17 protein-coding genes and 1 riboswitch are annotated in these 21,829 nt (G+C 74.4%); of the genes, 8 read left to right on the top strand and 9 right to left on the bottom strand.

Translation table 11 applies throughout. From position 1 onward, the window contains the following. Window positions 1-17: 17 nt before the first annotated feature. The 6 genes from GA0070609_RS26395 to GA0070609_RS26370 form a co-directional block, all read right to left on the bottom strand. The gene (locus GA0070609_RS26395) at window positions 18-623 is read right to left on the bottom strand and encodes a hypothetical protein (RefSeq protein WP_088997980.1); all 606 of its coding nucleotides are present in this window, start codon (window positions 621-623) and stop codon (window positions 18-20) included. Between the two features lie 43 nt (window positions 624-666). Then, on the bottom strand, window positions 667-1,218 hold the full coding sequence (locus GA0070609_RS26390) for a GTP-binding protein (protein ID WP_088997979.1): 552 nt from the start codon (window positions 1,216-1,218) through the stop codon (window positions 667-669). 175 nt (window positions 1,219-1,393) lie between these two features. Further along, window positions 1,394-1,867, bottom strand: coding sequence for a DUF742 domain-containing protein (locus GA0070609_RS26385; RefSeq protein ID WP_088996288.1), 474 nt, complete (start codon window positions 1,865-1,867; stop codon window positions 1,394-1,396). Next, window positions 1,864-2,340 (bottom strand): roadblock/LC7 domain-containing protein, encoded by a 477-nt coding sequence (locus GA0070609_RS26380; RefSeq protein ID WP_088996287.1) that lies wholly within the window; start codon window positions 2,338-2,340, stop codon window positions 1,864-1,866. The genes GA0070609_RS26385 and GA0070609_RS26380 overlap by 4 nt, the downstream gene beginning before the upstream one ends. Continuing rightward, window positions 2,337-5,279 (bottom strand): sensor histidine kinase, encoded by a 2,943-nt coding sequence (locus GA0070609_RS26375; RefSeq protein WP_088996286.1) that lies wholly within the window; start codon window positions 5,277-5,279, stop codon window positions 2,337-2,339. The genes GA0070609_RS26380 and GA0070609_RS26375 overlap by 4 nt, the downstream gene beginning before the upstream one ends. After that, complete coding sequence (locus GA0070609_RS26370) at window positions 5,266-6,456, bottom strand: hypothetical protein (protein ID WP_088996285.1); 1,191 nt, start codon at window positions 6,454-6,456, stop codon at window positions 5,266-5,268. Before GA0070609_RS26370 ends, GA0070609_RS26375 begins: the two co-directional genes overlap by 14 nt. Window positions 6,457-6,838: 382 nt before the next feature. Here GA0070609_RS26370 and GA0070609_RS26365 point away from each other — a divergent pair, with 382 nt between their 5' ends. The 3 genes from GA0070609_RS26365 (at window position 6,839) to GA0070609_RS26355 (ending at window position 13,201) form a co-directional block, all read left to right on the top strand. Beyond that, entirely contained in the window at window positions 6,839-9,709 is a 2,871-nt protein-coding gene (locus GA0070609_RS26365; protein ID WP_088997978.1) for an alpha/beta fold hydrolase, read from the top strand. Further along, complete coding sequence (locus GA0070609_RS26360; RefSeq protein ID WP_088996284.1) at window positions 9,709-10,614, top strand: ABC transporter permease; 906 nt, start codon at window positions 9,709-9,711, stop codon at window positions 10,612-10,614. Before GA0070609_RS26365 ends, GA0070609_RS26360 begins: the two co-directional genes overlap by 1 nt. A 154-nt stretch (window positions 10,615-10,768) precedes the next feature. Then, the gene (locus GA0070609_RS26355; protein WP_088996283.1) at window positions 10,769-13,201 is read left to right on the top strand and encodes a choice-of-anchor D domain-containing protein; all 2,433 of its coding nucleotides are present in this window, start codon (window positions 10,769-10,771) and stop codon (window positions 13,199-13,201) included. A 95-nt stretch (window positions 13,202-13,296) separates the two neighbouring features. Here GA0070609_RS26355 and GA0070609_RS26350 read toward each other — a convergent pair whose 3' ends face one another. Beyond that, complete coding sequence (locus tag GA0070609_RS26350; RefSeq protein ID WP_088996282.1) at window positions 13,297-13,965, bottom strand: DUF4232 domain-containing protein; 669 nt, start codon at window positions 13,963-13,965, stop codon at window positions 13,297-13,299. Between the two features lie 345 nt (window positions 13,966-14,310). Next, a complete protein-coding gene (locus tag GA0070609_RS26345) occupies window positions 14,311-14,637 on the bottom strand; it encodes an ArsR/SmtB family transcription factor (RefSeq protein WP_088996281.1) in 327 nt (108 codons plus the stop codon). 91 nt (window positions 14,638-14,728) lie between these two features. Between GA0070609_RS26345 and GA0070609_RS26340 the strand changes: the two genes are divergently transcribed. From GA0070609_RS26340 to paaN, 4 genes are all read left to right on the top strand, one after another. Continuing rightward, a complete protein-coding gene (locus GA0070609_RS26340; RefSeq protein ID WP_088996280.1) occupies window positions 14,729-15,709 on the top strand; it encodes a DMT family transporter in 981 nt (326 codons plus the stop codon). A 75-nt stretch (window positions 15,710-15,784) separates the two neighbouring features. Continuing rightward, window positions 15,785-15,920, top strand: a riboswitch (SAM riboswitch). A gap of 11 nt (window positions 15,921-15,931) precedes the next feature. After that, window positions 15,932-17,218: a threonine synthase gene (gene thrC / locus GA0070609_RS26335; RefSeq protein ID WP_088996279.1), complete on the top strand. Its 1,287-nt coding sequence runs from the start codon at window positions 15,932-15,934 to the stop codon at window positions 17,216-17,218. A 488-nt stretch (window positions 17,219-17,706) separates the two neighbouring features. After that, window positions 17,707-18,726, top strand: coding sequence for a GNAT family N-acetyltransferase (locus GA0070609_RS26330; RefSeq protein WP_088996278.1), 1,020 nt, complete (start codon window positions 17,707-17,709; stop codon window positions 18,724-18,726). A 52-nt stretch (window positions 18,727-18,778) separates the two neighbouring features. Then, complete coding sequence (gene paaN / locus GA0070609_RS26325; RefSeq protein WP_172899410.1) at window positions 18,779-20,452, top strand: phenylacetic acid degradation protein PaaN; 1,674 nt, start codon at window positions 18,779-18,781, stop codon at window positions 20,450-20,452. 238 nt (window positions 20,453-20,690) lie between these two features. On the opposite strand, the gene GA0070609_RS26320 is transcribed toward paaN, so the two are convergent. Next, the gene (locus GA0070609_RS26320; RefSeq protein ID WP_088996276.1) at window positions 20,691-21,221 is read right to left on the bottom strand and encodes a GNAT family N-acetyltransferase; all 531 of its coding nucleotides are present in this window, start codon (window positions 21,219-21,221) and stop codon (window positions 20,691-20,693) included. A 219-nt stretch (window positions 21,222-21,440) separates the two neighbouring features. Here GA0070609_RS26320 and GA0070609_RS26315 point away from each other — a divergent pair, with 219 nt between their 5' ends. Then, entirely contained in the window at window positions 21,441-21,644 is a 204-nt protein-coding gene (locus GA0070609_RS26315) for a cold-shock protein (RefSeq protein ID WP_013288855.1), read from the top strand. Window positions 21,645-21,829 lie beyond the last annotated feature (185 nt).

Raw genomic sequence — 21,829 nt, 5'->3', positions numbered from 1 at the left:
GTCACCCCCGCGCCCGGTCACCGGGGAGGGTCGCCGTCGGCCAGCAGGGTGGGGTCCCGGCGGATCAGTTCGGCGAGCCGGGCCGCCGGGTCAGGGCGTACCCCGTCCCGGCCGGAGGGCAGGTCGGGCACGGTGTTGACCGACAGCGGCCAGGCCGGCGGCGGAGCCGGCTCCGCGTGGACCGCCACGTCCGGCCCGGACCAGGCCACCCGCAGCGGGTACGCCTGCCCGTCCTGCTCGACCCGGACGCTGACCGCCAACCCCGGGTGGCCGGCGACCACCCGACGTACCGCCTCGGCCACCTCCTCGACCGGGTCCCGCCCGGCGGTGTCGGCGGCGCGGTGACTGCCCACCCCGCCGCCGCGTTCCCGGCCGGCCACCCCGCCGCCGCCGCGTTCCCGGCCGTCCGCGCGGCGCGGGCCCGGGTCCGGGCCGTCCGTCCGGCGCGGCACCGGGGGGTCGGCCCAGCCCGGCCCGGCGTTGCGGCCGGTCTCGGTCCGACCCGGGCCGGGCTCCGGCCGCTCGGTCGGATCCGACGCGCCGGCCGGCTCGGCGGCCCGCCGCCGCAACGCCTCCTCGCGCCGCGCCAACCGGGCCAGTGTCTCGTCCAAACCACCCCTCATCACGACCACCCCTTCGATGAAACGGGTCTGAGCGCCCGGGAGTTCAGTCCCCCCGCTCCCGGGTGGCCCGGTCCAGCGCCCGGTCCAGGACGACCAGCAGGGCGTCCCGCACCGAGAGCCGGTCCCGGGCGTCGAACTGCACCAGCGGCACGTGGTCGCCGATGGCCAGCGCCCACCGGATCGCGCCGAGGTCGTGCGCCAGCCGCCCGTCGAAGGCGTTCACCCCGACCGCGAAGGGCAGCCCGGCGCGCTCGAAGAAGTCGATGGCCGGGTAGCAGTCGTCCAGCCGGCTGCTGTCCACCACGACCAGCGCGCCCAGCGCGCCACGGGCCAGGTCGTCCCACATGAAGCCGAACCGGGCCTGCCCCGGCGTGCCGAACAGGTACAGCTTCAGGCTGCGGTCGATGGTGACGCAGCCGAAGTCCATCGCCACGGTGGTGGTGGTCTTCGCGGTGCGTACGCCCGGGTCGTCGACGCCGATCCCGGCCGTGGTCATCTCCGCCTCGGTGGTCAGCGGGGCGATCTCCGAGATGGCGCCCACCGTGGTGGTCTTGCCGACCCCGAAGCCGCCGGCGATCAGGATCTTCACCGGGATCGGCGGCGCGGCGCGTCCGGTCGGGGCCGCGCGGGGCGCCGGGACACGTCCGGCGGACGGGGCCGGCGGTCGCGGCGGCGTCGCCCGGCCGACCGGTGGCGGCGTGCCGCTCGGGGCGCCGTACCGGGCGGCGGCGCTGTTGGTAGCGACCGCGCCCTGCGGGGCGCCCGGCCAGTCAGGAGATCGCACGAAGTCCATCAATCACTCGCAGGATGAGGTCGGGGTCGTGGGCGTCGTCGGCGTCGGTGACGTGCACGTCCAGGTGGCCGGCGGCGCGCAGGTCGCCGACCAGCACCCGGGTCACGCCGAAGTGCAGCCGGGTCCGGGCGGAGATCTCCGCGACCGAGATCGGTTCGGCGCAGAGCGCGACGATCGCCGCCAGTTCCGGGGCGAGCCGGGCCGGCGGGACCGTCCACAGGTTGGTGTCCGGCCGGGCGGTCACCTGGGTCTCCAGCCCGATCGCCGGGTCGGCGCCGGTCACCCGGCCGGCGGTGAGCACGAACGGGCGCGGCCCGGCCGGCCCGGCCGGCTCGGGCTCCGGCTCGTCCACCGTCGCGGGTACGCCCGGGTCCTCGGCGGACGCCCGCAGGTAGGGCCGGATCCGGACCAGCGGTTCCGGATCGGGCTCGCCGGGGGCGTCCGGGATCATTGCTGGGCGGCGTTCTTCAACTCGGCGATCAGGCGGGGGGTGAGCGCGCCGCCGGCCCGGCCGGCGAAGAGCGTCATCTCGTACGCGACGGTGCCCAGGTTGGCCGTCCGGTCGGCGACCACGCCGAGCACCGACCCGCTGCTGATCGCGGTGATCAGCAGGTAGCCCTCGGCCATGTCGACGACCACCCGGTTCAACCCGCCGAGCGCGTACCAGCTCGCGGCACCGCCGGCCAGACTGGTCATGCCGGAGACCACGGCGGCGAGCCGCTCCGCGTTGGACCGGTCCTTGATCGCGGACATCGCCATCAGCAGCCCGTCCGAGGAGACCGCGATCGCCTCCAGCACGCCGGCCGTGCCGGAGGTGAAGGAGTCCAGCAGCCAGTTGAAGGTGCGGGCCTCCGGGCTGAGGTCACCGCCGGAGTCGGGCTGGTTCTGGTGGTCGAGGCTGTCGTGCGGGAAGGTGCTGGTCACCGTGATGTTCCCTCTTCGTCGGGCCGGTCTGGGCGGACTTCGTGCAGAGCGCGGGCGACGCCCGCCTCGAACGCGGTGATGAGGTCGCGGACCTCGGCCGGGTCACCGGGGTGGTGGCTGACCGGCTGCTGGGCCGGGGAGGTGGTCAGGTTCGCCCCGGGCACCCGCCGGTTCAGCGCCGGCCCGGCGGGCGTACCGGGATGGTCGGCCGGGCCGACGTGGTGGGGCGGGCCGGCGGGCCGGGCGGGCTCGACCGGCCCCGGCACACCGGCGGGGAGGGTCAGCTCGGCCCGGCGTACGCCGGACTCGAACGACTCCAGCAACGCCCGGGCGGCGGCCGGGTCGGTGCCGGTGGCGTCCACCGGCCGGGTCGGTGCGGCGGCCGGGGGCAGGCTGGCACCGGGCACCCGCTGCCGGATGCCGACCCCGGGACGGGCCGGCCCGTCCGGCCCGTCCGGCGCGACCGTGCTCGCCGGCGCTCCGGTTGCGTCGGGGGGCGGCGGGTTCCGGCGCGCCCGCCGGGGCAGCCCGGCCGGGGTCGTCCCGGGCTCGCCCGGCGCGACCGGGCCGGTGGGCGCGAGACCGGCGGGCGGGCCGGTCGGGGCGAGGCTCGCGGGCGACCCGGTCACGGCGGGGCCGGCGGACGCCCCGGTGGGGGCGGGGCCGGCGGGCGACCCGGTGGGCGCGAGGTCGGCGGGCGGGCGGCCGGCGACTCCGAACCCGTCCGGTGCGCTGATCTCCAGGAACGCGGTGGCCCCGGCCGGCGCGGCGGCCACGTCACCGGCGCCGAACCGATCGGACCCGCCGGCCACCTCGCCGGCGAACTGCCCGGACTCCCCGGGCGGGCCGCCGGCGCCGAAGGCGTCCCAGGACTCGCCGGACTCCAGGCTGCGGGTGGCCCGGCCGAGCAGCCCCGGGTCGAAGCCGGCCGGCGCGTCCGCCGCCGGGGAGGGCGCGGCCGCCGGCCGTCCCGCGACCGCCGCGGCCAGCGCCCGCCCGCCCGTCGCGTCGACCACCCGGGGCGGCAGCCGCCGCTCCCGGGCCGGCACGGTGGCCCGCGCCACCGTGGCACCGGCCCGCTCGGTGGGCGGCACCACCAGCGCGGCCAGCGGTACGTCCAGCAGGACCGTCACCCCGCCGCCGATGGTCGGGGTCAGCCGTACCGCCCACCCGTGCCGCCGGGCCAGCCGGCCCACCACGAAGAGGCCGAGCACCTCGGTGGGGGCGAGGTCGAGCCGCTCCCGGCGGGTGAGCCGGGTGTTCTCCTCGGCCAGCCGCTCCGCGGTCATGCCGATCCCCTGGTCCACCACGGCCAGCCGGGCGCCGGCGCCGATCAGCTCACCGGTCACCACCACCCGGGTGTGCGGCGGAGAGAAGGCGGTGGCGTTCTCCATCAGCTCGGCCAGCGCCAGCACCAGGTCGCCGACCGTGCCGGGGGCGGCCGAGACACCGGGCGGCACCCGGACGTCCACCCGGGTGTAGTCCTCGATCTCGCCGAGCGCCAACCGCACCACGTCGCCGAGCGGCACCGGCGCCACGTGGGCGTCGGCGCCGGTCGACCCGGAGAGCACCACCAGGCTGCCGGCGTTGCGGCGCAGCCGGCTGGAGATGTGGTCGAGCCGGTACAGGTGCTCCAGCCGGGCCGGGTCGGTCTCCTGCCGTTCCAGCCGGTCGATCAGCGCGAGCTGCCGGCCGACCAGGTTCTGGGTACGCCGGCCGACGTGGCCGAACATCTGCGCCACGTTGCGCCGGCCGGCCACCTGCCGCTCCACCAGCCCGGCCGCGGTGGCCTGCACCCGGTCGAACGCCCGGGCCAGGTCGCCGATCTCGTCCCGGGCCCGTACGTCGACCGGATCGAGCCGTACCGGCGGGACGTTCTCGGCGTCGTCGTCGACGACCCGGACCAGCTCGGCCTCGGCGAGCCGGGCCACCCGGTCGGCGGAGCGGGTGAGCCGGGTCAGCGGCCGGGCCACCGTCCGGGCGACCGCGACGCTGAGCAGCAGCACCACCGCGAGGATCAGCGCGGCCAGTCCGCCCACCAGGTAGGCGGCGGTCAGCGCCCGGCGCTGCTCGCCGGTCACCTCGGCGAGTACGTCCGCCACGATCTTCTTCTCGATGAACTGGCCCAGGGTGATCATCGAGCGGGCCGACGGGAAGAGCGCGTCCAGCGTCACGTTCCGAACCGCGCCGGACGGGTCGATCACGCTGGTGGTCAGGAAGTCGGCGCTGGTCCGGGCGGCCACCGCCGCGTCGTTCAGCACGGCCAGCTTGAGCTGCTCGGGAGTGATCAGGCGGCGGAACCGGCGGTTGTCCACGGTGAGCGCGGACATGCAGGCGACGAAGGCCGCGTTGGTCGTCGGATCGTTGCTCGCCTTGACCAGCACGATCAGCGTGGCGCAGGCGCCCAGCCCCTCGTCGGCCCGCAGCAGCGCGTCCAGGGCGAGCCCCTGCCGCCCGGCCGCGGTCTCGGTGTCCACACTGAACGGCAGTCGCAGGGACTCGATCAGCGCCAGGTCGACCGGCCCGTACGCGTCCATGATCTGGCTCGGGGTTGCGGTGCCGGCGAGCACCGCGCGGCGCAGGTCGGTCAGCGACCGCACCCCGTCCAGCGCGTCGGCGACCGGCGCCGGCAGCGCATCGCCCTGCTCGGCCCGCAGGTCGGCCACCCGGTCGTCCACGGTGGCGCTCTTGCGCACCAGTTCGGTGCGGCTGACCCGGCCGAGCAGCAGGCCGACCGAGAGGATGCGTTCCTGCTGCAGGTCCTGCACCAGGGTGCCGATCCGGCTGGCCAGCCGGACCCGCTCGGCGATGTCGCCGGCCCGCTGCGCGGCGGCCACCCGGTCGATCACCACGGGTACGGCGAGACCGACGGTGCTGATCAGCGGGATGACCACGAGCAGCGCGAGCTTGCCGCGGATCCGGAGCCTACCGAGCAGCATCGACCGACCCCCACTGCGCGGCGACCGGGTCGCCGGCCGGGCCGACCGGTTGGAGCGGCCGGGGCTCGTCGGGGCGCGAGCCGGCCGGCGGTCGCCACGCGTCGCTCTCCGGCGCGGCGCCGGGCTCCGCCCGGGCGCGCCGTGCCTCGGCCGCCCGGCGCCGGGCCCGGCGGGCCGCGGCGAGCAGCACCCCGCCCAGCGCGGCCAGCAGCAGGACGGCGAGCCCGACGGCACCGAGCGCGAGCCGGCGGTCCTGGTCCAGCGCGTCGACGCGCTCGGCGAGCAGGGCGTCGAGTTCGGCGAGGATGACCGGCTGGAGCTGGGTGGCCGCCGCCTGCGCGTTCAGCCGGGCCGCGGCGACCTGCGCCGGGTCGACCACTCCGGTGCGGGCGGCCGGGTTGGAGGCGGCGGCCAGCGCCTCGACCGCGCGCTGGTAGGTGTCGAGCGGGGTGAGCACGTTGGTGCCCAGGTCGGTGCTCTCCGTGCTGTCGACCGCCGCCCGCAGGTCGGTGACCAGATCGCCGGCCGGGGTCAGGGCGGCCACCCGGAGGGCGGCGAGGTCGGTGGCGGTGCGCAGTCGGTCGGCGGCCGGCCGGCGGGCGGCGAGCGTGGTCAGGTCGGCCAGCCGCCCGGTGGCGACCACCGCCTCGGGCAGTTCCTGACCCGCCCCGTCCTGGAGGAAGAAGGAGTCCGGCCCCGGGTCGCGGACCAGGCCGGAGCTCTCCCGTACCTTGCGGTACAGGTCGAGCAGCAGGTCGGTGACCTCGCCGTACGCCGCGAACGCGGCCTCGGGCTCGGCGGGCGGCCGGTCGCGCAGCGCCTCCAGCTTCGCCCGCAGCCCGGCCCAGCGTTCCTGGCTGCGCAGCTCGCGCCCGATCCGGGCGTCGACGGTGGCGGCGGCCTCGACCGCGCGGGTCAGCGGTTCCCCGGGCACCGGCCGGCCGGCGACCGCGGCGGACTGGGCGTCGACCAGCGCGTCGGTGACCGGAGCCAGGGCCGACAGGTAGGTCACGCCCAGCCGCTCCCGGGCGGCCAGCGCCCGGTCGTCGTCGGTGTGCCGCCAGGTCAGGCCGAACAGCAGCGCGACCGGCGCCAGCAGGGCCACCACGAGCAGCGGCGGCAGCAGGCGGGCCGGTGCGGAGGGTCGGCGACGGGCCCGCGGGGCGGGGACGGTCATGGTCGATTTCCTCCGGCGGGTTCGCGGGAAGGGGAAACGGCCGGTGCGGGAGTGTCGTGGGTGGAGTCCCGTCCGCCGGACCGGAAACGTAACCGAACCTCCCCGCACAGTTGCCCCCCGTCAATCAGTCGGCTTCGCGTCACTTCGCGCCATGTCACCTGACACGGAGGCGACGAGTACGCTCCGTGCGATTCACGGAGTGACATGGATGGATCGGCGAGGTTTCCGCCGAAGATCCGAATTCACGTGATCCGAATTCGCCACGCTGGGACGGGGCTGGACCGTGCGCGGACGCACCGCACCGGACGCCGATCGGGGCAACCGGACGGACGTACGGAGGATCTCAGCCAACGCTCAGCCTCCGGCCCGTACCGTGTGCCGCATGAGATCGCCGTTGTCGGTCGCGCGGATCCGGCGTGCCCTGCCCACCCGCCGCCGTCGCGTGGTCGCCGCGGCGGCGGCCGTCGTGCTGCTCGCCGCCGCCGTCACCTGGGCGGTGTGGCCGCAGCAGCCGCCGGTACGCGCCGAGGCCGCGATGCTCACCGTCCGCTCCGGACCGGCCGGCGACCAGCCGGTCGACCTGGACACCACGCTCTACCTGCCCCAGGAGGCCTCGGCCAGCCGGAAGGTGCCGGCGGTGCTGCTGGCGCACGGCTTCGGCGGCACCAAGGACTCGGTGCGCGCCGACGCCGAGGAGTTCGCCGGGCGGGGCTACGCCGTGCTGACCTGGACCGCCCGCGGCTTCGGTCGCAGCGGCGGCCAGATCCACCTGGACCACCCGGACTACGAGGTCCGCGACGCCGAGCGCCTGCTGGACTGGCTGGCCGCCCGGCCGGAGATCCGCACCGACGCCACCGGGGACCCCCGGGTCGGCGTGGTCGGCGGCTCGTACGGCGGCGGCCTGGCGCTGCTGCTCGCCGCGCAGGACCGGCGGGTCGACGCGATCGTCCCGATGATCACCTGGCACGACCTGTCCCGGGCGTTCCTGCCGGAGAGCACCGGCCGGGAGCCGGTCGACGGGGTGTTCAAGAAGGGCTGGGCCGGGCTCTTCTTCGGTGGCGGCGGCAATGTCGGCACCGGGCCGGCCGGGCTCTCCGGGACGGCCGCCGCCCAGCCGGAGGGTGCTCCGGCGTCCGCCGGCCCGCCCGCTCCCGGGCCGGGTGCCGGGCCGGGGACCGGTCCGGGCGGTGCCCCGGCCGGGGCCGCCGACCCGTCCTGCGGCCGGTTCGCCGCCGACGTCTGCGCCGCGTACCTGCGGATCGCCACCACCGGCCGGGCCGACCAGGCCGCCGTGGACCTGCTGCGCCGGTCCAGCCCGGCCGGCGTGCTGGACCGGATCAGCGCGCCGACGTTGCTGGTGCAGGGCGAGGCGGACACCCTCTTCCCGCTGACCGAGGCGGACGCCAACGCCCGGGGCATCGCGGCCGCCGGCACCCCCGTCCGGGTCGCCTGGTTCACCGGCGGCCACGACGGCGGCGAAGGCCCGAAGACCGACTCCGACCGGGTGCGGTACCTGACCATCCAGTGGCTGGACCACTACGTCAAGGGCGCGGGCGACGCCCCGGGCGACGACTTCACCTGGTCCCGGATCGCCGGTTTCGACGCCCTCGACCGGGGCCTGGTGGCCACCGGCTACCGCACCGCCGACTACCCGGGCACCGCCGGCGACGCCCGCCGGGAGATCGCGGTGGCCGGCCCGGCGCAGCCGATCGCCAACCCGCCGGCCGGCAACCCGGCCGCCCTCTCCTCGGTGCCCTTCGCCGGGGAGCTCTCCGCGCTGCTCGGCGGGGTGGCCGGGGACGTGCCCGGCCAGCACGCCCGGTTCGAGTCCGCGCCGCTGGCCGAGGCGGTGGACGTGGTCGGCACACCGACCGTGTCGGTCCGGGTCGCGTCGCCGACCGGGGAGGCGGTGCTCTTCGTCAAGCTCTACGACGTCGAGCCGGGCGGTGCGGCCACGCTGCCGAACGGGCTGGTCGCCCCGGTCCGGCTCACCGGCCTGCCGAGTCAGATCGACGCGGCGCGGCCGGTCACGGTCACCTTGCCGGCGATCGTCCGGCGGATCGAGGCCGGGCACCGGCTCCGGGTGGTGGTGGCCACCTCCGACCAGGCGTACGCCACGCCGGTCGAGCCGACCGTCTACACGGTGGCCCCCGGCGACGGGCCGGTGACGCTGCCCACGGTGACCGGCGAGCCGATCCCCACCACGGCCACGATCTGGCGCTGGGTGCTGGCCGGGCTGCTCGCCGCGATCGCGGTGGGGCTCGTCGTGGTCGTCGCCGTGGTCCGCCGCCGGCACCGCCGCCAGGACAGCTCCGTCCATCCCGGGTACGCGGACACCCCGCTGGCCGTGCGCCAGCTCCGTAAGGAGTACGCGGACGGCTTCGTCGCGGTGTCCAACGTCGACTTCGAGGTGCACCCCGGTCAGGTGGTCGGCCTGCTCGGCCCGAACGGCGCCGGCAAGACCACCACCCTGCGGGTGCTGATGGGGCTGACCCAGCCGACGGCCGGCGAGATCTACGTCTTCGGGCACCGGCTGGTGCCCGGCTCCCCGGTGCTGTCCCGGATCGGCGCGCTGGTGGAGGGGCCCGGCTTCCTGCCGCACCTGTCGGGCCTGGCGAACCTGAAGGCGTACTGGCGGGCGACCGGCCGGCCGGCGGCGGACGCGCACTTCGACGAGGCGCTGGAGATCGCCGGGCTGGGCGACTCGGTGCACCGCAAGATCAAGAACTACAGCCACGGCATGAAGCAGCGGTTGGCCATCGCCCAGGCCATGCTCGGCCTGCCGGAGCTGCTGGTGCTCGACGAGCCGACCGACGGGCTCGACCCGCCGCAGATCGCCGAGATGCGCCGGGTGCTCCAGCGCTACGCCACCGACGGCCGGGCGGTGCTGGTCTCCAGCCACCTGCTGGCCGAGGTGGAGCAGACCTGCACCCACGCCGTGGTGGTGAACAAGGGCCGGATCGTGGCCGCCGGCCCGGTCGAGGAGATCGTCGGCGAGTCGCCGAGCGTGCTGTTCGAGGTGACCGACCCGGACGCCGCCCGTACCGTGCTGGACCGGCTGGACGGGGTGCGGGTGCTGCCCGACGGCGAGGGGCAACTGGTCGTGGACACCAACGGCACCGCCCGCAGCGAGGTGGTGGCCGAGCTGGTCCGGGCCGGGATCGGGGTGGACCGGGTGGTGCCGCGGCGTCGCCTGGAGGACGCGTTCCTCGCCCTGGTGGGCGAGAACTCTCGGGGAAGCGGGGACCGGTGATGGCGGGCTCTCAGGTCGAGGCGCGGTCGGACGGCGCGGGCGGGACCGGCTCGATCGGCGCGGCGTCGGGCTACCGGCCCTCGGCCACCCTGCCGTTCGCGGCGGAGTTCCGCCGCCAGGCGGCGCGGCGGCGTACCCAGCTCGCGCTGGGGTTCATGGTGCTGCTGCCGCTGATCATCCTGATCGCGTTCCAGTTCGACTCCGGCGACGACGACGACAACGGGCGCGGCGAGTTCGGCAGCCTGATCGAGCTCGCCACCAGCGGCGGGCTGAACTTCACCCTGTTCACCATCTTCGTCTCCGCGTCGTTCCTGCTGGTCGTGGTGGTGGCGCTGTTCTGCGGTGACACGGTGGCCAGCGAGGCGAGCTGGGGTAGCCTGCGCTACCTGCTGGCGATCCCGGTGCCCCGGGCCCGGCTGCTGGCGGTGAAGCTGCTGGTGGCGCTCGCGTACTCGGCGCTGGCGCTGCTGCTGCTCGCCGGCACCGCCCTGCTGATCGGCACGTTGCGCTACGGCTGGGAGCCGCTGCGCAGCACGGTCGCCGCGCAACTGGAGCCGGGGGAGGGGCTGCTGCGGCTGCTGGCGGTCCTCGGCTACCTGGCGGTCGTCCTGCTGGTGGTGGCCGGACTGGCGTTCCTGCTGTCGGTCACCACCGACGCCGCGCTCGGCGCGGTCGGCGGCGCGGTGCTGCTCTGGATCCTCTCCAGCATCCTGGACCAGATCACCGCGCTCGGCGCGCTGCGCGCCTTCCTGCCCACCCACTACAGCACCGCGTGGCTGGGGCTGCTCTCCACGCCGGTGCAGACCGACGACGTGGTGCGCGGCTCGATCTCGGCGATCAGCTACGCGACGCTCTTCTGGGGGCTGGCGTTCTGGCGGTTCACCCGCAAGGACGTCGTGTCGTAGCGGTCGCCACCGCGTCGACCGGATGATCTCCCGGCCCCTTCGGACAGATCTGCCCGGCCCGGCTTGCCCGCCGACGGATCGATGATCTACGGTCCGCTGGCATTTCGCTCTGCACAACGAGACGGGGGTCTTCTTGCGTACCTTTCGTGGTGCCGTGATCGGCACCATCACCGCGATGGTCGCGGTGACGGCGGTGGCCGCTCCGGTCAGCGCCGCCGCAGCGCCGGCCGCGCCGTACACCGCGTTGACCGTCGACGGCAATCCGCTCTCCTGGTGGCACCAGGGGTCGCGGGTCTACGACCAGGCCGGCGGTGCCGCCTTCACGGTCACTCCGGGCGCCGGTGACGAGCTGACCTTCCGCGCCGAGCAGGCCGGCGATGCCTGGACGTTCCGGATGGCGCCGCCGAGCGGTGAGACCTGGACCGTCGGGACCACCTACGAGCTGACCGCGGTCAACCCCGCCGAGGACTTCGCCTTCATCGACGTCGCGCACAACGGTGCCACCTGCGACGAGGCGCCGGGCTACCTCTCCGTCAGCGAGGCCACCCGGGAGGCGGGAACCGAACGGCTCACCTCGTTCGCCGCCTTCTACGTGATCTCGTGCGGCTCCAGCCGCCACGACCTGTTCGGCGAGATCCGCTGGAATTCGACCGTCGGCTACGCCGCCGCCGGCACCGACACGATGTCGCACAACTTCGGCGACCGCACCGTCGGCGGTGCGGCGGCGAGCCGGACCATCACCGTACGGTCGATGGGCTCGGACCCGGTGGAGTACGGCACGGCCGGGTTCGACACCCCGGGCGCCTATTCGATCACGGCCGACACCTGCTCCGGCACCACCCGGGCGGCCGGCGAGACGTGCACCGTCACGGTGAGCGTGCAGCCGACCAAGCTGGGTGGCGAGTGGACCTTCCTGCGGCTGCCCGACAACACCGTCATCGGCGAGCGGTTGGTGCAGCTGGGCGTCAACGGCGTCGACCCGCGTACGGTCACCGTCGCGCCGGCGTCGCTGGCCTTCGGTGACCAGTACATCGCCGAGACGGGCGGGACCCAGTCGGTGACCGTGACCGGCACCGGCGACACGCCGATCACCTTCGGCGCCGCCACCATCGGCGGCACCGACGCCGCGTCGTTCGGCGTCAAGGCCGACACCTGCAAGGGCGCCACCCTGGCGAAGAACCAGACCTGCCGGGTCGACGTGGTCGCCAAGGCCGCCGGCGGGGGAGCGCGGAGCGCCACCCTCCAGCTGCCGAACGACAGCCTCACCAACCCGCGTACCGTGCCGCTGACCCTCAACGGCGTGGTGGGCGCGCGGGGCACCTACTACCCGCTGACGCCGGTACGGATCATGGACACGCGCACCGGCAACGGCGCCCCGAAGGCCAAGCTGGGCCCCAACGGCACGGTGAACCTGCAGGTGACCGGGCGGGGTGGGGTGCCGCCGGCCGGGGTGGGCGCGGTGGTGCTCAACGTGACCGTCGCCGAGCCGACGGCGTCGAGCTACCTGACCGTGTACCCGGCCGGGCAGGCGAGGCCCACGGCCTCGTCGCTGAACTTCGGCAAGGGCTGGATCCGCTCGAACTCGGTGACGGTGGCCGTCGGCGCCGGCGGCAGGGTCGCCATCACCAACTACGCCGGCTCGACCCACGCGATCGTCGACGTGGTGGGCTACTACGCCAGCGACAACACGCCGATCATCAGCGGCGTCGGCGTCGGTGGGCAGTTGCAGCCGGTCGTGCCGCTGCGGCTGTTCGACAGCCGGAGCGACTGGGGCAGCAAGCTGCCGGCCGGGAACCAGGTCCGCCTCGCCGTGAACTACGGCCCCGACGCCAACTGGCGGATGCGGGCCGTGGTGGTCAACATCACCGCGGTGTCGCCGTCGGCCAGCGGGTTCCTCACCGCGTGGAACGGCGAGTGGCCGGAACCGACGACGTCCACCGTCAACTACGGGGCCGGGTCGGTCACGCCGAACCTGGCGGTCGTGCCGATCCGGCACTGCACCGACTGCCCATGGGGGGTGGATCTGCCGACCTTCGGCGTCTACACGCACAAGGACACCCACGTGATCGTCGACATCGTCGGCTTCATCGACGACGGCAGCCTCGCCAACGGTCTGCGCTTCGACCCGAAGACGCCGACCCGGATCGTGGACAGCCGGATCGGTCAGGGCCTGCCCACCAACCCCGGCCCGGCCGTGATCGGCACGGTCACCGCGCCCGGCTCGGTGGTGGCCGACAACACCCGGGCGCTGGCGCTCAACGTCACCGCGGTCAGCCCCACCGCCAGCACCTACCTGAAGCTGTGGCCGAACGGCATCACCGGCATCGACCAGCCGGACGTGAGCAACCTGAACGCCGCGGCGGGACAGACGGTGGCGAACGCCGCCGTCACCCTGATCGGCCCGACCGACCGGTTCAACGTCTACAACCACTCCGGCACCACCGGTGTGGTGGCCGACGTCGTCGGCACGTACTGGCTCTACCCCGGCACCGCCAGCGGTTCCGCCGGGCAGGGCGTCTCCGGTGACACCTCGCGGTCGCCGTACCGGCTCGGGGACCTGCCCACGCCGGACAAGGTCCGCAAGTGACCGGCTGACCCGGTAGCAGCACCGACCGGCGGTGGCCTTCGCGCAGGCGAAGGCCACCGCCGCCGTCTTGCTCGGGGCGGTCGTCTTGCCTTGGGCTACAGCAGCGGCGCCGACCGGGTGGGCTCCGGTGTTTCCGGGGCCGGCGGGGTCGGCGTGGGCGCCGAGTCGGTGACCTTCTTCCAGGCGCTGACCCCGACCCGGCCGGTGTTGCCCAGGTCGATCGGGCCGTCCAGCTCGACGGCCTGCGGCGGCTGGCCGGTGGCCGGGGCCACCTCCAGGCGCTCGCCGTTGGTCGCGACCACCGTGGAGTCGGTGACCAGGTTGCGCCAGAGCAGGGCGGCACCGGCGCGCTCGCCCGGTTGCAGGATCAGCGGCCGGGGCGGATCGTCGAAGCCCGAGGTGATGCCCTTCGCCCCCTCGACCAGCTGGATCGGGATCGGCGCGCCGTCGCCGTCGAACAGCCGCAGGGACGGGTAGCCGTGCACCGGGTATGCCGCGGTACCGCAGTTGACCAGCTCCACGCCGAGCGCGCGCAGACCCATCGCGGCGTCGGTCCCCAGGGCCCGGATCCGGACGCCCGACTCCGGGCATGCGGCCGGGCCGTCCCCGGCCGCCGGCGGGCTCGCCCCGACCGCGCCGGACGCGGCCGGCCCGTCCCCACCCATCCCGGCGTGGTCGCCGGGCGTGCAGGCGGCCAGCGGCAGCATCGCCGCGAGCGGTACGGCGGCGAGCAGGAGTCGGCGGCGGGATGTCCGGGAAGCCATCGACCCATCCTTCCACCGCCTTCCAGCGGCCCCGGCACCCGCCTCCGCCCGGGGCTCCTTCGCAACCACCGGCGAGGTTGCCAGTAGGTACCCGGTGGCCGCCGCGACCAGCGCTGGCGGCGACCAGGGCGGCGGCCACGGCGAAGGCGGCACCGTCGAACTGCCCCGAACATCGGCACCCGCCGGCCCTGCCGGCGCGGTGTCCGCCTGACGGCGTGCAGCCGAGGGGTGGGGCTGCCTTTGGGTGCAGTTGTGGTTGCCATGACGACAACAGCTGCACCCAAAGAACGGATCGAGGGGGCATCCCGCGGGCGGGGCAGCTCGACAGGGCCGCGAGGCGGGCGCTCAGTCGCGGGGTGGCGGGGTGATGAGGGTCGGGGCGGTGAGGACCGCGTCCAGCAGGCCGGGGTAGAGGCGGTCCAGCTCCTCGCGGCGCAGCCGGACGAAGCGGCTGGTGCCGGCGACCCGGGTGCGGGTGAGTCCGGCCTCGCGGAGCACCTTGAGGTGGTGGCTGCGGGTGGCCTTGGAGACGCCGAACTCGAAGGTGCCGCAGGCGTACTCGCCGCCGCCCTCGGCGAGCGCGCGGACGATCTGGAGCCGGACATCGTCGGCCAACGCGGCCAGCACGGCGGTGACCGGCACGTCGCGCAACTCGGGCTCGTGCAGCTCCATGTGACCAGTGTAACCCTTGTTCGACATTCGTCGAACAACCTCCTAGGGTCGGGGGCGTTGGTTCGAAGATACTCGAACATAGGAGTTGTGGATGCGCTCTCGGGCCGCCGCCTTCCCCCTGCTCGCCGTGCTGAGCTGGGGGGTGATGTTCCCCGTCCTGGCCAGCGCGCTGGTCCGGGTCGACGCGCTCAACCTGACCACCGCCCGGTACGTCCTGGCCACCGCGATCCTGGTCGCCCTGCTGCTGTTCCGGGAGGGCGGCGGCGCACTGCGGCCCGCCGGCCGAGCCACCGAGCTCGTGGCGCTCGGCGTCCTCGGGTTCGCCGGCTTCAACCTGCTGATCAACCTGGCGCTCGGGCAGGCCGCCCCGCAGCAGATCGCGCTCTTTGCCGCCACCATCCCGCTGGTCACCCAGCTGGTCCGCTGGGCGCGCGACGGCGTACGCCCGCGCCCGGCGCTCTTCGCGCTCTCCCTGGTGGCGCTGGTCGGCATCGGTCTGGTGCTCACCCGCGGCCGGCTGGACGGTCTGGGCGAGTTCGGCGTGGGCGCGCTGTTGACGACCGGAGCGGTGCTCGGCTGGGCGGTCTACACGCACGGCGGGAGCCGGTTCGGCGACTGGTCGCCGCTGCGCTACACCACGCTCACCTCGCTCGCCGGCACCCTCGCCATGCTGGCCGCGAGCGTGCTGGCCGACCTGGTCGGCTGGCAGCACGCGCCGGCCGCCGCCGACCTCGTCGCGGTCGCCCCGCAGCTGGCGTACGCCGTCATCGTGGCCGCGGTGGTCGCGGTGCTGGCCTGGAACACCGGCGTGCAGCGGCTCGGCGCGGCCAACGCGGCGCTGTTCATGAACCTGGTGCCGGTGACCACGTTCGCGGTGCAGATCGCCCGCGGCTACCAGCCCGGCGCGGTGGAACTGGTCGGCGTGGCGCTCACCATCGCCGCCCTGGTCGCCGCCAACCTGGTCACCCGTCCGCGCCGCGCCACCCGGCCTCGCCGGACCAGCCACGCCGAGGCGGTGGCCGTCGCCGACCCGGTGGCGGTGGTCGACCCGGTCGCCGTGGTCGGCCGGTAGCGGGCCCGCTCACACCGTGGGAACCCGGCAGAGGTACGCGGGGGAGAGTGCATAGACTCGGCGGCACAACTGCATACCTCATCCAGAGGGGCTGAGGGATACGGCCCGACGACGCCCCGGCAACCACCCCGCGCGCTCACCGCTGAGCGACCGGCGGGGCAGGTGCCAATTCCGTCCCCGCCGCAGAGTGCGATGCGGGGAAAGATGAGAGGACTCCTCGACATGACGTCGACGCTCGCCGCCTCCGGCATCGACACCTCCGCCAGCCCGGCCCGCGCCCTGGTCTGCCGCGCCTGCTCGGCCCGCTACCCGCTCGCCGCCCAGCACGCCTGTTACGACTGCTTCGGCCCGCTGGAGGTCGACTACGACACCGCCGAGCTGGCCAAGGTCACCCGCGAGCAGATCGAGGCCGGCCCGGCCAACCTCTGGCGGTACGCGGCCCTGCTGCCCGCCGGCCAGGACCCGGCGACCCGGGTGACCCTCGACCCGGGGCTCACCCCGCTGGTCGCCGCCCCGCACCTCGCCGCCGAGCTGGGCATCACCGCGCCGCTGTGGGTCAAGGACGACAGCGCCAACCCGACCCACTCGTTCAAGGACCGGGTGGTGTCGGTGGCGCTGACCGCCGCCCGGGCGCTCGGGTTCAGCCGGTTCGCCTGCGCCTCGACCGGCAACCTGGCCAACTCGGTCGCCGCGCACGCGGCCCGGGTCGGCGCGCCGTCGGTGGTCTTCATTCCCAGCGACCTGGAGCAGGGCAAGGTGGTCACCACCGCCGTCTACGGTGGCGACCTGGTCGCCATCGACGGCTCGTACGACGACGTGAACCGGCTCTGCGGGGAGCTGGTGGAGACCGACGAGTTCGAGGACACCGCGTTCGTCAACGTGAACGTGCGCCCCTACTACGCCGAGGGTTCCAAGACGCTCGGCTACGAGGTGGCCGAGCAGCTCGGCTGGCGGATCCCCGCCCAGGTGGTGATCCCGATGGCCAGCGGCGAGCTGCTCACCAAGATCGACAAGGCGTTCGCCGAACTGGTCGAGATCGGCCTGGTCGAGGCCCCGGCCGGCGGCTGGAAGGTGTTCGGCGCCCAGTCGGCCGGCTGCAACCCGATCGCCACCGCGCTGCACGCCGGCACCGACACCATCACTCCGGTCAAGCCGACCGGCATCGCCAAGTCGCTGAACATCGGTGACCCGGCCGCCGGCCTCTACGCGCTGGAGGCGGTGCGGCGTACCGGCGGCTGGATGGAGTACGTCGACGACGACGAGATTCGCGCCGGCATCCGGCTGCTCGCCCGGACCACCGGGGTGTTCGCCGAGACCGCCGGCGGAGTGACGGTGGCGGTGCTGCGCAAGCTGGTCGAGTCGGGCCGGCTCGACCCGGCCGCGGAGACCGTGGTGTTCAACACCGGCGAGGGGCTCAAGACCCTCGACGCGGTGGCCGGCCAGGTCGGCCCGACCCACCGGATCAAGCCGTCGCTGCGCGCCGCCCGCGACGCCGGCCTGCTCGGCTGACTCGCCCGGCGCGGCGGGGCTGACAGCAAGATCACGGGCTGTCCCGCGCCGTCCGGTGACGCGAGCCTGCTCAACTGACTCTCCCGCCTCGACCGGCGGCGGGGCGGGCAGCAAGATCGACACGATGTCCCGGAAGTCGCGGTGGTCCGGCCCGGTCGGATACCGCGATTTCCGGGACACGGCGTGAACCAACCGAGCGGGCTCCCGACCGCTCGCCGGAGGTCCCGGATCACCCGGACGGGGGATGCGGCCGATCCGCCGGGTAACGGGCTTTTCGCTCTGGGTGCGGAAAACCCGCCGTCGAGGACTTGACGGTAGGAACCGGACGGCGCAAGATGCTCCGTGCGGGAGGGCGTATCGCCGAAAGACTTGCGAGTCCTTACGACCCAACGCCGGCGGCGTTGTGCGAGCGTCCCTCCCGACCAACCTCCGATCGGGCCGGCGAAATTCGCTGGCCCGATCGTCGTTCCGGGGCGCACCCTCGCTGCATGAGCATCACGATCGCGCCGATCGAGGCCACCGACCAGGCCGCGATCGACGCGGCCTACCGGGTCGGCGCCGCGGCCAACGACGCCGACCTGCCCGACTTCCCGCCGTTCTGCCGGCGCCGGTTCGAGGCCGCCGTCCGGCACCCGATGCCGGGCACCGCCGCGCTCTGGGCGCTGGCCCGGCTGGACGGCGAACCGGCCGGCTATCTCGCCCTCGACCTGCCTGAACTGGACAACACCGACAACGCCACCGCCGACCTGATCGTGCACCCGGCCCATCGGCGGCGTGGCGTCGGCCGGGCGTTGCACGAGCACGGCGTACGGCTGCTGCGCGGGCGGGGCCGCAAGCGGGTGGTCGGGATGGCGGTCTCCGCGCTGCCCGGCGGCCCGTCCCGCCCGGCGGCCGGTGCGGCGTTCGCCGCCGCGCTGGGCGCGCACCCGGCGCTCCTCGAGGTCCGGCGCCGGCTCGACGTCACCCGGCTGGACCAGGCGGGGCTGGACGCGCTGCTCGCCGAGGCCCGGGGCGGCGCCACGGGCTACCGGACGGTCCAGTGGCGCGGCGGGACGCCGGAGGAGCACCTCGCCGACATCGCCTATCTGGACGGCCGGCTGATGACCGACTCACCCACCGGCGACCTGCACTGGGAGGCGGAGCGGGTGGACGCCGAACGGGTCCGGGGCACCGAACGGGCGCTGGACGCCCGCGGCCGGCGGCGCTACCACACCGCGGTACGCCACGAGGAGTCCGGACGGCTGGTCGCCTGGACGCTGCTCGACGTCGGCGCGTCCGCCGACTGGCACGCGTTCCAGCAGATCACCATCGTCGACCCGGAGCACCGCGGTCACCGGCTCGGCCTGCTCACCAAGATCGAGAATCTGCGCCACCTGCTGGCCCACGAGCCGGCGGTACGCGTGATCGACACCTTCAACGCGGCCGAGAACGCGCACATGGTGCGGATCAACGAGCAGCTCGGCTTCCGCCCGGTCGACGGCTGGACCGACTGGCAGCTGACGATCTGAGTTGTGACACGGGCCTACTGATTTTGGTGTCACCTGTTGCATGATGGCGGGCATGACGGAGACCCCGCACCCCCTGTACGACAGGCACGCCGACACCCTCGACCGGGCGCTGACCGCGATCACGGAGCGCGGGTACTGGTCCGCCTACCCCGAGTCCCCCAGCCCCCGGGTGTACGGCGAGACCGCCGCCGCCGACGGCAAGGCCGCCTTCGAGGCGTACCTGGGCGGCGACTTCCCCCTCGACCAGCCGGGCACCGGCGACCGGGTCGCCACCGAGACCAGCCCGTTCGGCGTGCCGCTGGACGTCCGCTACCCGCACGCGGGCGCCGACGAGCTGGTCGCCGCCGCGACCGCCGCGCTGCCCGCGTGGCGCGACGCCGGCCCGCGGGCCCGGGTGGGCGTCTGCCTGGAGATCCTCGACCGGCTGCACAAGCACATCTTCGAGCTGGCCAACGCTGTGCAGTTCACCAGCGGGCAGGCGTTCGTGATGGCCTTCCAGGCCGGCGGCGCGCACGCCCTGGACCGGGCGCTGGAGGCGCTCGCCTACGCGTACGCGGAGATGACCCGGCACCCGGGGACGGCCGGCTGGGAGAAGGCGGCCGGCAAGGGCGACCCGCTGCGGATGACCAAGACCTTCCACGTGGTGCCCCGCGGAGTGAGCCTGGTCATCGGCTGCAACACCTTCCCGACCTGGAACTCCTACCCGGGGCTGTTCGCCTCCCTGGTCACCGGCAACCCGGTGATCGTCAAGCCGCACCCCCGCGCCGTCCTGCCGCTCGCGATCACCATCAGGTACGCCCGCGAGGTGCTCGCCGAGGCCGGCTTCGACCCCAACCTGGTGCTGCTGGCCGCCGAGGCCCCGGGCGAGAAGCTCGCCTCGACACTGGCCCTGCACCCGGCCGTGAAGATCGTCGACTTCACCGGCTCCACCGAGTACGGCGACTGGCTGGAGGCCAACGCCCGGCAGGCCGCTGTCTACACCGAGAAGGCCGGCCTGAACACGGTGGTCATCGACTCCACCGACGACTTCGCCGGGATGTGCCGCAACCTCGGCTTCACGCTGACCCTCTACAGCGGCCAGATGTGCACCACCTCGCAGAACATCCTGATCCCCGCCGGCGGCATCGAGACCGACCAGGGGCACAAGAGCTTCGACGAGGTGGCCGGCGGGATCGCCGCCGCGGTCGGCAAGCTCACCGCCGACCCGGCCCGCGGGGTGGAGCTGACCGGGGCGGTCGTCAACGACGGCGTGCTGGAACGGCTGGACGAGGTGACCAAGGTCGGTGAGCCGGTGCTGGAGTCGCGTACCGTCGAGCACCCGGCCTTCCCCGGCGCGGTGGTCCGCACCCCGACGGTGGTCAAGGTCGGCGCGGACGACACCGCGACCTACGGCCGGGAGTGGTTCGGGCCGATCTCGTTCGTCATCCCCACCGACTCGACAGCGCACAGCCTGGAGATCATGCGGAAGACCGTCGGCGAGAAGGGCGCGCTCACCGCCGGCGTCTACTCCACCGACGAGGCGGTGCTGGACGCCGCCGAGGCGGCGGCCATCGAGGTCGGGGTGCACCTGTCCTGCAACCTGACCGGCGGGGTGTTCGTGAACCAGTCGGCGGCCTTCTCCGACTTCCACGGCAGCGGCGCCAACCCGGCGGCGAACGCGGCGCTGACGGACGGGGCTTACGTGGCTAACCGGTTCCGGATCGTGCAGTCTCGTCGGCATTCCTGAGGTTGAGGGGTTTCCGGGGCAGCCACCTGGGTTGCGGTTGGGGTTTCCGGGGCAGCCACGTGGGTTGCGGTTGGGGGTTTCCGGGGCAGCCCGCCCCGCTCTGGGCGGTCAGGCTTGATCCCGACGCGGGGCGGACTGCCCCGGAAACCCTTCCGGGTCGGCCTGCGTCGGGACCCTGCGCCCTGGGGGTGTTGATCTTTCGGGGTGCTGCCTTGGGTTGGGTCTACCGTCAGCGGGGTTAGGCGGGGCGGCGCATTTGGAGTTCGGTCAGGGCGGGGATGGTGGGGTGGGGCACCCGGACGCCGGTGTCGACGAAGCCCAGCCGCTGGTAGGCCCGGTAGGCGCGGTCGTTGCCGACCACCACCTCCAGCATCAGCTCGGGCCGGCCGCACGCCCTTGACCACTGCGCCACCGCCTCGACCAGTTCGGCGAGCAGTCCACTGCCGCGCCAGGTCGGGGTCACGTAGACCGCGTAGATCACGGTGAGGCCGGGCTCGGCCGGGATCGTCGTGCCCCCGGCGTGCCCGACGAACCGGCCACCGGGGTCGGCCACGAACTGCGCGGTGTCGGTGCCGGTCGAGGTGTACGCGACCCGTGCGGCGAATTCGGCGTGCGGCCGGGCCGCCGCGTCGGCCAGGGTCTCCAGGAACGCCAGCGGCGCGTCGGCGAGCATCTCCAGGCGCAGCGCCCGCATCCGGGCGGCGTCCCGCGGCCGGACCCGCCGGACCTCCGCCACCCGGCGGCCCGGCCCGCCCGGATCGCTGGTCATGCCCGCATGCCTACCACAACGACGTACGACGATCCCGACGAGCCGGCGATCAAACGGAATACGCCCGATTTGTGGTCGTGCACCGTGGTCACGCCTCGTGTAGCGTGCGATTTCGGTCACCCTTTCAGCGGTCGTCGCCGATCGCCGAACGGTGGCCCCGGGATGCCGGCGTGCCGGCCTCCGGGTTGTGGTACGCCGCGCAGAGTGAGGAAGTGCACCGTGGCACAGGGCACCGTGAAGTGGTTCAACGCCGAAAAGGGCTACGGCTTCATCGCCGTCGACGGCGGGCAGGACGTCTTCGTCCACTTCTCCGCGATCGAGATGGACGGCTACAAGGCGCTGGACGACGGCCAGCGGGTCGAGTTCGAGATCGCCCAGGGCCAGAAGGGGCCGCAGGCCGAGCGGGTGCGCGTCATCGCCTGATCCGGCGCCCCCACTTTCCGACGCGCCGGGTCGGCGGGGCTGCGGTGCGACCACCGCACCAGGAAAGATCGTGAGCCGTTCCAGCTGTCGCTGAGGAGGGTTCATGTCCGACCAGCCGCCCCCGGACGCGTCGTCCCCTACCCCGGGAGTCTCCGGAGCGGGCGACCCTGCTCCGGGCGCCAACC

The sequence above is a fragment of the Micromonospora echinaurantiaca genome, from assembly GCF_900090235.1.
In the GTDB taxonomy this organism is placed as follows: domain Bacteria; phylum Actinomycetota; class Actinomycetes; order Mycobacteriales; family Micromonosporaceae; genus Micromonospora; species Micromonospora echinaurantiaca.
The sequence above is the reverse complement of the archived record's forward strand: the minus strand, read 5'-3'. Positions and strand labels throughout refer to the sequence as shown.

Excerpts from the sequence above, each read along its gene's own strand:
- GA0070609_RS26370 (WP_088996285.1), bottom strand. The coding sequence starts at position 6,456 with ATGACCGTCCCCGCCCCGCGGGCCCGTCGCCGACCCTCCGCACCGGCC.
- GA0070609_RS26385 (WP_088996288.1), bottom strand. The coding sequence starts at position 1,867 with ATGATCCCGGACGCCCCCGGCGAGCCCGATCCGGAACCGCTGGTCCGG.
- GA0070609_RS26395 (WP_088997980.1), bottom strand. The coding sequence starts at position 623 with ATGAGGGGTGGTTTGGACGAGACACTGGCCCGGTTGGCGCGGCGCGAG.
- GA0070609_RS26345 (WP_088996281.1), bottom strand. The coding sequence starts at position 14,637 with ATGGAGCTGCACGAGCCCGAGTTGCGCGACGTGCCGGTCACCGCCGTG.
- GA0070609_RS26350 (WP_088996282.1), bottom strand. The coding sequence starts at position 13,965 with ATGGCTTCCCGGACATCCCGCCGCCGACTCCTGCTCGCCGCCGTACCG.
- GA0070609_RS26340 (WP_088996280.1), top strand. The coding sequence starts at position 14,729 with ATGCGCTCTCGGGCCGCCGCCTTCCCCCTGCTCGCCGTGCTGAGCTGG.
- paaN (WP_172899410.1), top strand. The coding sequence starts at position 18,779 with ATGACGGAGACCCCGCACCCCCTGTACGACAGGCACGCCGACACCCTC.
- GA0070609_RS26375 (WP_088996286.1), bottom strand. The coding sequence starts at position 5,279 with ATGCTGCTCGGTAGGCTCCGGATCCGCGGCAAGCTCGCGCTGCTCGTG.
- GA0070609_RS26320 (WP_088996276.1), bottom strand. The coding sequence starts at position 21,221 with ATGACCAGCGATCCGGGCGGGCCGGGCCGCCGGGTGGCGGAGGTCCGG.
- GA0070609_RS26360 (WP_088996284.1), top strand. The coding sequence starts at position 9,709 with ATGGCGGGCTCTCAGGTCGAGGCGCGGTCGGACGGCGCGGGCGGGACC.
- GA0070609_RS26365 (WP_088997978.1), top strand. The coding sequence starts at position 6,839 with ATGAGATCGCCGTTGTCGGTCGCGCGGATCCGGCGTGCCCTGCCCACC.
- GA0070609_RS26330 (WP_088996278.1), top strand. The coding sequence starts at position 17,707 with ATGAGCATCACGATCGCGCCGATCGAGGCCACCGACCAGGCCGCGATC.
- thrC (WP_088996279.1), top strand. The coding sequence starts at position 15,932 with ATGACGTCGACGCTCGCCGCCTCCGGCATCGACACCTCCGCCAGCCCG.